The organism is Mesorhizobium sp. Root102 (genome assembly GCF_001425625.1).
GTDB lineage: Bacteria > Pseudomonadota > Alphaproteobacteria > Rhizobiales > Rhizobiaceae > Mesorhizobium.
On record NZ_LMCP01000010.1, the window covers coordinates 77,604 to 90,979 of the forward strand.

General features: G+C 60.6%; 10 protein-coding genes. 8 read left to right on the forward strand and 2 right to left on the reverse strand.

Annotated elements, in window-relative coordinates; all coding sequences use genetic code 11:
* The first annotated feature begins 198 nt into the window (after positions 1-198).
* Positions 199-1,053 (forward strand): MBL fold metallo-hydrolase, encoded by an 855-nt coding sequence (locus ASD12_RS10495; protein ID WP_056585106.1) that lies wholly within the window; start codon positions 199-201, stop codon positions 1,051-1,053.
* 1 nt (position 1,054) lies between these two features.
* Here the strand turns inward: ASD12_RS10495 and ASD12_RS10500 are convergent, their stop codons facing one another.
* Both ASD12_RS10500 and ASD12_RS10505 read right to left on the reverse strand, forming a co-directional pair.
* Positions 1,055-1,816, reverse strand: coding sequence for a polysaccharide deacetylase family protein (locus ASD12_RS10500; protein ID WP_056585108.1), 762 nt, complete (start codon positions 1,814-1,816; stop codon positions 1,055-1,057).
* Positions 1,813-2,901: a glycosyltransferase family 4 protein gene (locus ASD12_RS10505; RefSeq protein ID WP_056585110.1), complete on the reverse strand. Its 1,089-nt coding sequence runs from the start codon at positions 2,899-2,901 to the stop codon at positions 1,813-1,815. The genes ASD12_RS10500 and ASD12_RS10505 overlap by 4 nt, the downstream gene beginning before the upstream one ends.
* A 74-nt stretch (positions 2,902-2,975) precedes the next feature.
* Between ASD12_RS10505 and ASD12_RS10510 the strand changes: the two genes are divergently transcribed.
* From ASD12_RS10510 to ASD12_RS10540, 7 genes are all read left to right on the forward strand, one after another.
* Positions 2,976-4,157 (forward strand): DUF3095 domain-containing protein, encoded by a 1,182-nt coding sequence (locus ASD12_RS10510; protein WP_056585112.1) that lies wholly within the window; start codon positions 2,976-2,978, stop codon positions 4,155-4,157.
* 110 nt (positions 4,158-4,267) lie between these two features.
* Complete coding sequence (locus ASD12_RS10515; RefSeq protein ID WP_056585114.1) at positions 4,268-5,611, forward strand: nucleotide sugar dehydrogenase; 1,344 nt, start codon at positions 4,268-4,270, stop codon at positions 5,609-5,611.
* 234 nt (positions 5,612-5,845) lie between these two features.
* Positions 5,846-7,180 (forward strand): adenylate/guanylate cyclase domain-containing protein, encoded by a 1,335-nt coding sequence (locus tag ASD12_RS10520; RefSeq protein ID WP_056585116.1) that lies wholly within the window; start codon positions 5,846-5,848, stop codon positions 7,178-7,180.
* Positions 7,181-7,335: 155 nt separating this feature from the next.
* Positions 7,336-9,231, forward strand: coding sequence for an ABC transporter ATP-binding protein (locus ASD12_RS10525; RefSeq protein ID WP_056585117.1), 1,896 nt, complete (start codon positions 7,336-7,338; stop codon positions 9,229-9,231).
* On the forward strand, positions 9,228-11,126 hold the full coding sequence (locus ASD12_RS10530; protein ID WP_056585119.1) for an ABC transporter substrate-binding protein: 1,899 nt from the start codon (positions 9,228-9,230) through the stop codon (positions 11,124-11,126). Before ASD12_RS10525 ends, ASD12_RS10530 begins: the two co-directional genes overlap by 4 nt.
* 2 nt (positions 11,127-11,128) lie before the next feature.
* Entirely contained in the window at positions 11,129-12,127 is a 999-nt protein-coding gene (locus tag ASD12_RS10535; RefSeq protein ID WP_056585121.1) for an ABC transporter permease, read from the forward strand.
* On the forward strand, positions 12,127-13,305 hold the full coding sequence (locus ASD12_RS10540) for an ABC transporter permease (protein ID WP_056585153.1): 1,179 nt from the start codon (positions 12,127-12,129) through the stop codon (positions 13,303-13,305). The genes ASD12_RS10535 and ASD12_RS10540 overlap by 1 nt, the downstream gene beginning before the upstream one ends.
* The last annotated feature ends 71 nt before the right edge of the window (positions 13,306-13,376 follow it).

Below are 13,376 nucleotides of genomic sequence, written 5' to 3' on the forward strand. Positions count from 1 at the left end.
TCCTCGCCGTCGTGACGGCACTGGCCTCTTGCTGAGAACGTCACCCGGAGAAACCTGTCTCGCCTCTTTGTTTTGACGCAATTCCCCAGGGAAAGCGTTACGCGCTTTTCCTGGGAAAACCGGTTCACCCTTTTCCTGGAATTGCCCTGGCGGCAGTTCTTTGGCTACGATGGGCGAAGGGGACTGCGAAGGGTTTGCATGGACGACGACGTTTTCCTGGTCAGGTTTTGGGGCGTGCGCGGCAGCATTGCGGTATCGGGCCCAGAATTCTCGCGCTATGGCGGCAACACGATCTGCATTGAGATGCGATGCGGCAAGCACACGCTTCTGTTCGACGCGGGCTCTGGCCTACGGTCAGCCGGCCGGGCGCTTCGGGCGTCGGGCGTGACCGATTTCGACCTGCTTTTCACCCATTGCCATTATGATCACATCATAGGGCTGCCGTTTTTTGCGCCGATCTATGATCGGAGCGTCAAGGTTACCCTTTGGTCCGGGCATCTTGCAGGACGCATGACGACTCGGCAGATGGTCGACGAGTTCATGCGGCCGCCGTGGTTTCCGGTGAAACTGGATATCTGCAAGGCAAGCCTCGACTTCCGTGATTTCGTATCCGGAGACGTGCTTCGGCCACGCGAAGGGGTGGTAGTCCGAACCGGCAGTCTTATCCATCCGGGCGGCTGCATAGGCTACCGGGTGGAGTGGGGCGGCCGTGTCGTGGCAGTGATCACAGACACCGAGCACGAGCCGGGCAAACTCGATCAGGCGGTGCTTGGCCTGATCGAAGATGCCGACCTCGTCATTTACGACTGCACTTACACCGAGGAGGAAATGGAACGCCACCGCGGTGACGGGCACTCGACATGGCACCACGGCGTCAAGCTCTGTGAGGCGGCCGGTGCGCGGGGGCTTGCGCTGTTTCACCACGATCCGACACGCACCGACGAGCAACTGGACGAGATCGAGAAACTGGCCAAAGACAGGTTTGCCGGCGCTTTTGCCGCGCGGGATGGCCAGACGCTCAAATTTCCAGTCTCATTGCACAAAAAGCGCTGAGCTATTTTCCTCTCCTGGCGCTGCGCCCGATCAATGTCCTGATCGGGCGCCATGCGCAGGGTTCAGTCCGCGCTGTGACTGCGAACAGCCGTTCGAGGAAAAGCCAGGCCGATTCATCATGTACGAGATGATGCGTGAGCAGGCCGACCGGTTCGTCGTCGAATGCATGCTGCAAGTGCGCGATGATAGCCTGGACCAATAGGCCATGATCGCGGCAGCCGCGCGTGCCATGCCAATCCATGATGTCGACATTGCTGTTGATCACCGCCAATGAAGCCGGCTTCGGCGGTCCATAGACCGACAATGCCGCAAATCCTATCGATCCAAGGTCGGATACCACGGCGGCGTCGATCCTGTTCCAGGGCGGCACCAGCATCGGAACGGCACGCGCGCCGTGCAGTCCGGTTATGTGCGACAGTCCGCCAGCCAGATCGTCGAGCACCACCTTGCGTGGCCGATGCGCGCCGAGTTCCTGCTTTTTCTGGTCCTCGGGCGCATGATTTCGGTGCGCCCAGCCATGGATGGCGACCGTGGCATGCGGCGCCGTGCCAAGCCGGACGACAAGCTTCTCGTCGGTCTCGGCCGGAATGACGGCCAGAGTGACAGGAACCGCGAATTCACCGGTGAGGTCGAGCAGCCGATCAAGCGCAGGCGTCGGATCCACGGCGTCATCGTCGCGCAGCCAGAATTCTGCCTTGCGGCCCGCCCGTTGCCGGCGCGCCAGTTCTTCCACCAAGGGCTGCCAGATCGGATCGGTTGTCATGAGACCGGGATCTTCTTGAGAAGTTCGGCCAGACGCGCCGCTGCACAACCGATGGAACGTTCTTCGAGAACGAAACGTCTGGCTTCTGCGGCCATCATGGTTCTTTCGTCGTTTCGGGCCAGAAGCCTTTCAATGGAGGAAGCGAACGCCGCGCCATCGCCCGGCGGGGTCAGAAACCCGGTCCGGCCATCCCGCACGACCTCCGGTACGCCGGCAATGTCCTGAGCCACCACCGGAAGGCCGGCGGCCTGTGCTTCAAGATAGGCAACGCCATAGGCCTCGCCGTAACCCGGCCAGACGTAGATTCCCCCAGTGTAGAGGACATCCGGCACGGCGGCCGGCTCGATCGCGCCAAGCCATTCGATACGGTCGGCGGGCAAGCCGGCGAATTGCGCTTTGACCTCGTCACGGGCAGGCCCGTCGCCGACGACCGACATGGTCCAGGGCAGATGGCCGATCGCGCCGAGCGCTTGCGCCAGCATGCGATAGCTTTCGACTTTGTCACCCGGGCGCATCATGGCGACGGTTATGAGGCGCGTCGGACAACCCCCTGCCGGCATTTCGCGGAATGCCGAGGTGTCGATGAAGGGCAAAAGCATGCCGAAAGCGGCGTCGGGAATCGCATCTGTCAGCCCCTGGCGATCCCTTTGGGTGAAGCAGATGTTCAGCGCCGCCTGTTCGATGGCTCGCGCCACCAACGCTTGGCTATCGGCCCACAATCCGGCGTTGCGTCGCTTGGAATAGGAGGCTTCCGCTGTCACATAGGGGACAGCAAAGGCCGACGCCAGTTCGGGTCCGATCAAGTCGGGCGCCTTGTAATAGGGATGGTAGGTGAACCAGAGATCGGGCTTGCCGTCACGATCCCAAAGCCTGGTCAGCCGCGCGGCTTCCTCTCGGGCCTCGATCTTGAGCGCATCGAAACTTTTCGACTCCGGCTGGCGTAGATAGAAGCGCAACTCAGATGCCAGTTCGACGCTATGCCCTCCGTGCTCGAGCGCCTTGACCAGCATCCGTGCCATCTGGCGGTCGCCGGAGACGACCGGATGATTGGGTGACTTCAGCGGCGCGTAAAAGGCAATTCGCATCGCGCGACCCTATCATCGGAAAGCCTGCGCAAGTCAATTTCGAAGCACGATCGACTTCACCTTCAAGCGTTGGAATGTGCTATCTAATGCTCATGGAAACAGCTGTCGCGTCCGACCCGTTTGTCGCTTCGTTGCCGGTCTTCGCAAAGTTCGAAAGCGTTGCCGATATCGACAATTATCGGCCTCTCCCCGATGGCTGGGCGCTGGCCACCGCCGACATCGTCGGCTCGACCAAGGCGATCGAGGCGGGGCGCTATAAAACCGTCAATATGGCCGGCGCCAGCGTCATTTCGGCGCTCCTCAATGCGCTGGGCCGGCAAGATCTTCCCTATGTGTTCGGCGGCGACGGCGCACTCGTGGCGTTTCCCGGCTCAGCGTTGGAGATCGCCCGCAACGCGCTGGCTTCTGTCCAGAGATGGGTGGCGGATGAACTGGATCTGACCTTGCGTGCGGCAATCGTGCCGATAAAGGACATAAGGGCGCAAGGCTTCGATGTTCGCGTGGCGAGGTTCCAGGCCTCCAAAGCGGCGTTCTATGCCATGTTCGCAGGCGGTGGCGGCAGTTGGGCGGAAGCCGAGATGAAAGCAGGGCGCTACCGCATCGATCCTGCGCCGGCCGGCGCGCGGCCGGATCTGACCGGCCTCTCCTGCCGCTGGAACCCAATCGATGCCCGGCACGGCGAAATCGTCTCGATCATAGCCATACCGGGGGCTTCGCGAGACTTGCGCGGTTTTCAGTTTCTGGCTTCCGACATCATCGCCCTTGCCGGTAGGCAGGAGCGCGATGGCCACCCGGTGCCGGTGGACGGGCCGGCCTACAGTCTGCTGCCCGCCGGCCTCGATGTCGAGGCGCGGGCCACGGCGCCGCCAGGGTGGCGGTGGCTGGCGAAGCTGTGGGTGATGTTCCTGATGACGCTTACGGCTGTCGCCGACAGATTTGGCTGGACGATCGGCCGTTTCGATCCGAAGGTCTACAAACGCGAGGTGGCCAGCAATTCGGATTTCCGGAAGTTCGACGACGGCTTGAAGATGACCATCGACGTTGACGCGGATGTCTTACAACGGATCGAGAACCGGCTGAAACAGGCGGAAGAGGCGGGAATTTGCAGCTATGGCCTGCACCGCCAGAAGTCGGCCTTGATGACCTGCCTTGTCATCTCGCCGCTGCAGCCCGATCACGTTCATTTCATCGATGGCGCCGATGGCGGCTATGCGATGGCTGCCGCCAGCCTGAAGGCGAAGGTGCCGGTCCAATGACGGCTTGCGGAAATCGACTTTCCGCAATATGCCTCGGCCACGGTTCTTGGGACCAGGTGAGCCTCACCATGGAGCGGATAGTCTGTCCGAATTGACGGGAAAGCAGATTTTTGGACGCCTCACGATCGACATATGACCGTCTTTTGAACCGGATTTCGACGCGCGCCGCGCAAGTCGGCGTGATCGGATTGGGCTATGTCGGGTTGCCGCTGTCGGTTGCGATCGCACGCGCCGGCTTTCCGGTTTCCGGCTTCGACATCGAAGTCCAGAAGGTTGAGAGCCTGAACAACGGCCAATCCTACATCGAGGCAGTGACGTCGACGGCCCTTGCCGGCCATGTGGCGAGCGGACGATTCCGCGCCACCGCGGATTTTGCCGAACTGGCCGTCTGCGATGTCATCATCATCTGCGTTCCGACGCCGCTGACGAAACACCGTGAGCCCGACCTCTCCTTTGTCAGGAACACGGCAGCCACCACCGCCAAGCACCTGCGTCTCGGCCAGCTGATCGTGCTGGAATCGACCACCTATCCTGGCACCACCGATGATGTGATCAAGCCCATACTGGAAGAAACCGGCTTGCAATCGACGGTAGACTTCTACCTCGGCTTCTCACCCGAACGCGAGGATCCCGGCAATCGCAGCTTTGAAGTCGCGACGATCCCCAAGGTCGTGGCAGGCGACGGCATCGAAGCAGCGACGCTCGTGCAGGCTTTCTACCAAAGCGTGGTCGAGACCGTCGTTCCGGTTTCCAGCACGGCGACCGCCGAGGCGGTCAAGCTGACCGAGAACATCTTCCGCTCGGTCAACATAGCCCTCGTCAACGAGTTGAAGGTCGTGCTCGGTGCGATGGGCATCGACATCTGGGAGGTGATCGAGGCGGCAAAGAGCAAGCCCTTCGGCTACATGCCTTTCTATCCTGGTCCCGGGCTTGGCGGGCACTGCGTTCCGATCGATCCCTTCTACCTGACGTGGAAGGCGCGCGAATACGAACTGCCGACCCGCTTCATAGAGCTGGCGGCAGAGATCAACACGGCGATGCCGCGTCATGTGGTCGATGAACTGGCGAAGGCGCTGGACCGGCGCTGCGGCAAGGCGCTCAGCCGCTCGCGCATTCTCATCATCGGGCTCGCCTATAAGAAGAATGTGCCCGACATCCGCGAAAGCCCCTCATTGCGACTCATCGAACTCATCGAGGAGTGGGGCGGCAAGGCGGAATTCCACGATCCGCATGTCACCGAGATCCCGACCACGCGCGAGCATATGGCGATTAAGGGGCGTCGCTCGGTCGAATTGACCGAGGCGGCCTTGAAGGATTTCGATGCTGTCGTCGTGGCAACCGACCACGACGCGATCGACTATCAGGCGATCGCCGATCACGCTCCTCTGATCGTCGACACACGCAATGTTTTTGGCCGCCTCGGGCTGGCCCGAGAGACGGTGGTGAAGGCCTGACGGTGTCTGAGACGGCGAATTCTTTGCCCGATGTCAGGATCGGGATTGCACTCCACCGGCTGCCTCGCCACATAGCGTCCCAGGTGATAGATGCAATTTACGCCTGCTTCCTTCCTGCAAGGACAGTCATTCGGGAAATTCTTCGCCGGCTTTTGTCGCCGAAGCCGGCTTCACTGACTTCGATTGTGTGGCGGATCAAAGGAGATGGCTCGTCTTCGACGGGTTCGAGATAGCATGAGCACAGCGCAAGCAGAAATTTCCACCATTCTCATGGATAAGGTTGCCGACTGGCTGACGCAATCGGCGCTGGCGGGCAACGACCTGGAAACATTGGTAAAGGGCTTTTGTGAACGGCTGGCTGCTGCCGGCCTGCCGCTGAAGCGGGTGCATTTGAGTTTTTCGATGCTTCATCCGCTTTATGACGCGCTTGGCTTCACCTGGCTTCGCGGCCAGGGCCTGGAAGTGGAGGGCTTCCGCAGCGAGAACGGCGTTCATTCCGACAGATTCCTGACCAGCCCATACTACCATCTGCTCAGCAACAAGCTCGACCACCTGCGGCGACGGCTCGACCCGTCGGTGCGGTCGGAGTTTCCTGTTTTCGATGACCTCGGGCGTATGGGCGTCACCGATTACATGGCTTTCGTGCATCCCTTCAACGGCGATACCAGTCAGGGCATGATGGGGTCCTGGTCGACCGACAGTGCTTCAGGCTTCAGCGACGGCATGATTTCGGCGCTATTGCGTATCCAGAACTATCTCGCTATCGCAACCAAGATGGCGGTGCTCACCAAGCTCGCCGACAACATGATGACCACTTATCTTGGCGGCGACGCCGGCAGGCGCGTGCTGGATGGTCAGATCAAGCGCGGCGAGGGGGACACAATCCGGGCCGCACTGGTCATGGGCGATATGCGCGGATCGACAAGGCTTGCCGAAACCTCCGGTCGCGAAATCTATATCGATACGCTGAACCAGTTTTTCGATGCCATTGCTGCACCTTTCAATCGCAAAGGCGGGCAGATTATGAGTTTCCTGGGTGATGGCTTCATTGCCGTCTACCCCTGCGAAAGGCATCGCTCGCAGTCCGAGATCGCCTGCCAGGCTGCTCTTGCGGCAGCGCACAAGGCCAGCGCGCGCATGATGGAGCTCAATCTGCGCAGAAAGGAGCAGGGGTTGGGCGACATAAAATTTGGTATTGGCCTGCATGTCGGCAATGTGATGTTCGGCAATGTCGGGCTTACCGACCGGCTGACATTCTCTGTCTTCGGCTCGGCTGTAAACGAGGTCCAGCGTCTCCAGACCCTGACCAAGAAATATCCGCACAGCGTTCTCGCCAGCAAGGACTTCGCCAGCTATTGCGGCGCCAACAGCTGGCTGACGCTCGGCACGGAGGAACTGGCGGGTATCAAGCAGAAGCTGACGGTGCTTTCACCCGATCTGTCGGGTGCTCTCGCACTCGATGAAGACGCTGCGCCGATTCACGACCGGATATCGGACGCCGAGCAGGTCATGCTGCTTCATCGCGATGCCGCGCGGCTGTCGGCGAGCGACCGGAGGAAGCTCCAGTAACCGACACGATCCGTTCCGAACGCCTGTATGCAGTCCGGTCACCGGTTCCGTCGCGGAATTCGTTTCGAATCCAAGTTGCTCTGGGCTGGCAATGCGCTAGTCTTGCTTTTTGGGTCTGCCGCCCGGCAGACTGCCAGAGTGGGGCTGGTGTTAGAATGAATTCGGGCGTCGATCTGCTGCGGATAGAGGATCTTGGCATCTCTTTTGCCATTATCGGGGGACCGTTGCATGCCGTCAGGCGTGCAAATCTTCGCGTCCTTCCCGGCAAGGTTACCGCGCTGGTGGGCGAGTCCGGTTCCGGAAAATCGGTTCTCAGCCAGGCAGTAATGGGCATTTTGCCGAACACAGCCCATGTTCGCGGCCGTATCCTGTTTTCCGATCCAGAAAAGCCCGGCACCACGCAGGATATCCTGCAGATGCCGCGTGACGGAGCCGAAATCCGGGCATTGAGAGGCAGCCGCATCGGCAAGATCTTTCAGGAGCCGATGACATCGCTGTCGCCGCTGCACACGATCGGCAACCAGGTCAGCGAATCCCTGCAGATTCATACGCCCATGGCTCGGGCGGAGCGCAAGGCGCGGACCGAGGAAATGCTCGGTCTTGTCGGCTTTCCCAATCCCAAGCGCGCCTATGACATGTATCCCTTTGAACTTTCGGGAGGATTGCGGCAACGCGCCATGATCGCAATGGCGCTTATCTGCCGGCCTGCATTGTTGATCGCCGACGAGCCGACGACGGCGTTGGACGTCACCATCCAGGCGCAAATCCTGCAATTGCTGCGGGGGCTTCAGACCAAGCTGAACATGGCGATGCTGCTGATCACGCACGACCTCGGCGTGGTCGCCAATGTCGCCGACGAGGTGGTGGTCATGTACCATGGCGAGATCATGGAAATGGGGCCCGTCGAGGCGATATTCCGCCGGCCGGGCCACCCTTACCTGAAGGGCCTGATGGCAGCCGTTCCGCATTTCGACCTGAAGCCTGGTGAAAGGCTAAAGGCGCTCCGCGAGGTGCCGGTGAATGTCGGGAACCTGCTCGGCAAGCAGACTGCGCCGGTATCGAAGGGGCCGGACGACATCCTGCTGTCGGTGAGGGATCTGACAAAGACCTTCACCATCCGCAAGTCCGGATGGTTCAGCGGGGGGCATCAAACCTCTGTTCGCGCCGTGGACGGCGTGAGCTTCGACATCAGGCGTGGTGAGTGTCTGGGTCTGGTCGGCGAAAGCGGCTGTGGCAAAACCACTGTCAGCAAGATACTCATGCGGGCCATCACCCCCAGCGGCGGTTCCGTGATCTTCAACGGCCGCGATGGACCGACCGACGTCCTGGGCGCCGAGGGAGACGCCCTGCGCATGCTGCGCGCGAAAATCCAGATGGTCTTCCAGGACCCGGTTTCGTCGCTTTCACCTCGCATGACGGTGGAGAACATCTTGAGCGAGCCGCTGGAGATCCATCAACGTGGCAATGCCGCGTCCCGACTCGCCACGGTCAAGAGCCTGATGCAGGCAATCGGGCTCGATCCGCGCTTCATAAAGCGCTATCCGCACAGTTTCTCCGGCGGGCAACGTCAGCGTATCGGCATCGCGCGTGCGTTGGCGCTGGGGCCCGAACTCCTGATCTGCGACGAGCCGGTTTCGGCGCTCGATGTCTCTGTCCAGGCGCAGATCCTGAATCTTCTGAAGGACTTGCAGAAGGAACTGGGCCTGACCTACCTGTTCATATCCCACAATCTCGCGGTGGTGGACTACATGGCAGACCGCATCGCGGTGATGTGCGGCGGGCGTATCGTGGAGCTGGCGCCGCGCGAAATTCTGCTCAGGAAACCGATCCACCCCTACACGCGCTCGCTGGTCGCCGCAGTGCCTTTCCCCGATCTCGACAGGCCGATGGATTTCAAGACGCTGAAGCTCAGCGGCGCTTCCGACACCAGCGCATGGGGACCGCAATTCCGCGACGAGGGCGACGAGGATATGCTGTCGCCGCTCGATCTTGGCGGCGGCCACCTCGTGCTGGCCCGACGTTCGGCCGATGTCAGCGAGCTACGCCCTTGATCAGCCGGCGCACCGTCCTTGGGCTCATGACTTCGGTGTTTCTGCCGGGCACGTTGCACGCAGGCGATCTGGAGCCGGAATTTCTTCAGCCGCGGCTGAAGGCACTGGCGCTGCCGGCACTCGCCGAACGCCTGCCCAAGAGCCCGCGCGTGGTGAATCTCGCCGCGATGGGCCGACAGCCCGGCCAGTATGGCGGCACGCTGCGGACGATCATCGGCAGCCAAAAGGACATCCGGCTGATGACGATCTATGGGTATGCTCGCCTGGTCGGCTATGACGAAAAGCTTAACATGCACCCCGACATTCTCGAAGGTTTCGACGTAGCGGATGATCGCGTCTTCACCTTCAAGATACGGGAAGGGCACAAATGGTCTGACGGCAGCCTGCTGACGTCGGAGGATTTTCGCTATTGCTGGGAAGATGTCTGGCTAAACGAAGAGCTTTCGCAGGGCGGGCTCCCCCCGGTCCTGATGGCGGACGGCAAGCCGCCGCGCTTCGAGATCGTCGATCCGTTGACGGTCCGCTATAGTTGGGAGGCGCCAAATCCCGACTTCCTGCCCAAGCTCGCTGCCGCCTCGCCGCTATCGCTTGTTCTGCCGGCCGCCTATCTCAAGCAGTTCCACAAGAAATACCAGGATCCATTCCGGCTCGGAGGCCTAATGAAGGAGAACCGGGTCCAGAAATGGACGCTCCTGCATATCCGCATGTCGCGGCAGTATCGCCCGGAGAACCCGGATCTGCCCACGCTTGATCCCTGGCAGAACCGGACCAAGCCGCCGGCCGAGCAGTTCATCTTCGAGCGAAACCCATTCTTTCATAGAATAGACGAGAATGGGCGGCAACTGCCCTATGTCGACCGGATTGTCATGAATGTCAGCTCGTCGGCGATCATTTCCGCCAAGACCGGTGCGGGCGAGAGCGACCTGCAATGCATGGGAATTGACTTTACCGACTACTCCTTCCTGAAGGATGCGGAGAAGCGCTACCCGGTGAAGATTCATCTGTGGAAACGCACACAGGGTTCGCGGTTAGCGCTGCTGCCCAATCTGAATTGTGCCGACCAGGTGTGGCGTGGCCTTTTTCGTGACGTGCGCGTGCGCCGCGCACTTTCGCTCGCTGTGGACAGGCGCGAGATCAACATGGCCGTGTTCTACGGATTGGCCCAGGAAAGTGCCGATACGGTCCTGCCGGAGAGCCCGCTCTACCGGCCGGAATTCGCGAAAGCCTGGGTGACCCATGATCCCGACCAGGCCAATGCCCTGCTCGACGAGGTCGGGCTTCAGGCGCGTGACGATGACGGCCTGCGGATCCTTGCCGATGGACGCCCGGCGCAGATCATCGTGGAAACGGCCGGCGAAAGCACGCTGGAAACCGACGCGCTCGAACTCATCACCGATCACTGGCGCAAGATCGGCGTCGCCCTGTTCATCCGGACTTCGCAGCGCGACATCTTCCGCAGCCGCGCGCTTGGTGGCCAGATCATGATGTCGATGTGGTCGGGCATCGACAATGGCGTGCCGACCGCCGACATGAACCCGAGCCAGTTGGCCCCCACCATCGACGATCAGCTGCAATGGCCGCTCTGGGGTGCTCACTACCTGTCTCATGGCAAGATGGGTGAGGCGCCCGATCTTCCTGAAGTGGTCGAGTTGATGGCTTTGCTCAAACGCTGGAACGCATCGACCGAAGCGACGGAGCGCGCCGAAATCTGGAATTCGATGCTGTCGATCTACACCGATCAGGTGTTTTCCATCGGCACGGTGAACGGAACGTATCAGCCGGTTCTGGCGTCCTCGCGGCTGCGCAATCTGCCTGACAAGGCGCTCTACGGCTTCGACCCGACTGCCTATTTCGGTGTCTACATGCCGGATACATTCTGGCTTGGAGAGTCCTGAGCGTGCTTCGATATATCGTCTGGCGCATTACCGTGATGGTTCCAACGCTGCTGGTCATATCAGCGCTGGTGTTCACGATCATCGAACTTCCCCCCGGCGACTATTTCGACAGTTATGTCGCCGAGCTTCGGGCTCAGGGCGAAGGGGTGGATTCCGATCGCATCGAGATGATGCGCAAGGAATATGGTTTCGACAAGCCGCCGATCATTCGCTACTTCTACTGGGTCGGCGGGATGCTGCACGGCGATTTCGGCTATTCCTTCGAATATGAGCTGCCGGTTCGCGACGTCGTCGGGGACCGAATGTGGCTAACCGTGCTGGTTTCCTTCGTCACGATCATCTTCACCTGGCTCATCGCCTTTCCGATCGGCATGTACTCCGCGACGCATCAATACAGTTGGGGCGATTACGGCCTGACTTTCTTAGGCCTCCTGGGCCTTGCCATTCCGAACTTCATGCTGGCGCTGATCCTCATGTATTTCGCCAACATCTGGTTCGGCACGTCCATCGGCCATCTCATGGACCCGCAATATCTCAGTGAGCCGATGAGCTGGGCCAAGGCGAAGTCGATCCTCGCCCATCTCTGGATCCCGGTCTTGATCATCGGCACCGGGGGCACGGCAAGCATGATCCGGCGGCTGCGCGCCAATCTGCTCGATGAGCTGCACAAGCAATATGTGGTGACCGCGCGCGCCAAAGGCCTTCATCCATTCAAGACGCTGGTCAAATATCCGCTGCGCATGGCGCTCAATTTCTTTATTTCCGACATCGGCTCCATCCTGCCGGCCATCATCTCCGGCGCCGAAATCACGGCGATCGTGCTGTCTTTGGAAACGACCGGGCCGATGCTGATCACGGCGTTGCAGAGCCAGGACATGTATCTGGCGGGGTCGTTCCTGATGTTCCTCGCCTTCCTGACAGTCATTGGTGTCCTGATTTCCGACCTGGCGCTGGCGGTGCTTGATCCACGAATTCGTTTGCAGGGCGGCAGCACCAAATGATGACGGATTCGCCGCTCCCCGCTCCAGGTGCTCCACTAGAACACTACATTTCCAGCGCGCCCTTTGACCTGCAGTCGGTCGAGGCGATGACGGTGGAGCAGTCGAAGGTCTTTCAGGCGTCGCAGTTGCGGCTGATGTGGTGGAAATTCCGCATGCACCGGCTTGCCCTTGTATCCGGCATATTCCTGGTAGTGCTTTATTCCGGGATACTGATCTGCGAGTTCCTGGCGCCCTACAATCTGCACACGCGCAACATGGACTACATCTATTCGCCGCCGCAGCAGGTGCACCTGTTCCACAACGGCGAGTTCGTCGGGCCGTTCGTCTATGGCCGCCAGATGACGCTGGACATGGACACGCTCAAGCGGAACTACATCGACAACCAGGACGATGTTCAGCGGCTCCGTTTCTTCTGCAAGGGCGACAGTTACCGGTTCTGGGGCCTGATCGAAGGTGACAGGCATTTTGTCTGCCCTGCCGAAAACGGCCAGCTCTTTCTGGCCGGCACCGACAGGCTGGGGCGCGACGTGCTCTCGCGCATGATCTATGGCGCACGCATTTCACTGACAATCGGCCTCGTCGGCATCAGTTTCAGCTTCCTGCTCGGCATCGTCATCGGCGGACTGGCCGGTTATCACGGCGGTATCTTCGACCTGATCGTTCAACGAATAATCGAAGTTCTGCAATCGATTCCCAGCATTCCGCTATGGCTGGCCCTGGCGGCGATCATGCCGATAACCTGGAGTCCGATTCTGATCTATTTCGGCATCACCGTCATCCTCGGAGTGCTCGACTGGACCGGACTGGCGCGGGCCGTGCGTTCGAAGCTTCTGGCCTTGCGCGAGGAGGATTACGTTCTGGCCGCGCAGTTAATGGGCGCCGGGAGCAGCCGCATCATCGGGCGGCACCTCATTCCCGGCTTCATGTCGCATCTAATCGCGACGGCGACGCTCTCCATTCCCGGCATGATCCTGGGCGAGACGGCGCTGAGCTTCCTCGGGCTCGGGCTGAGGGCGCCGATAACCAGCTGGGGCATCCTGCTCACCGAGGCGCGTAGCGTCAACGTGATCGCATTCTATCCATGGCTGCTTTTGCCGATGCTCCCTGTCATTCTCGTCATCATGGCGTTCAACTTCCTCGGCGACGGCTTGCGGGACGCCGCAGACCCCTACAAGTGAGATCGCTGTTCCGCCGCGCGCCGTGCCGCCGTGCTCATCGGCTGCCGGTTCGATTATCGCAGTGTTCATTG

Coding starts and splice junctions, on each gene's coding strand:
- ASD12_RS10525 (WP_056585117.1), top strand. CDS start 7,336: ATGAATTCGGGCGTCGATCTGCTGCGGATAGAGGATCTTGGCATCTCT.
- ASD12_RS10495 (WP_056585106.1), top strand. CDS start 199: ATGGACGACGACGTTTTCCTGGTCAGGTTTTGGGGCGTGCGCGGCAGC.
- ASD12_RS10500 (WP_056585108.1), bottom strand. CDS start 1,816: ATGACAACCGATCCGATCTGGCAGCCCTTGGTGGAAGAACTGGCGCGC.
- ASD12_RS10520 (WP_056585116.1), top strand. CDS start 5,846: ATGAGCACAGCGCAAGCAGAAATTTCCACCATTCTCATGGATAAGGTT.
- ASD12_RS10505 (WP_056585110.1), bottom strand. CDS start 2,901: ATGCGAATTGCCTTTTACGCGCCGCTGAAGTCACCCAATCATCCGGTC.
- ASD12_RS10540 (WP_056585153.1), top strand. CDS start 12,127: ATGACGGATTCGCCGCTCCCCGCTCCAGGTGCTCCACTAGAACACTAC.
- ASD12_RS10510 (WP_056585112.1), top strand. CDS start 2,976: ATGTGCTATCTAATGCTCATGGAAACAGCTGTCGCGTCCGACCCGTTT.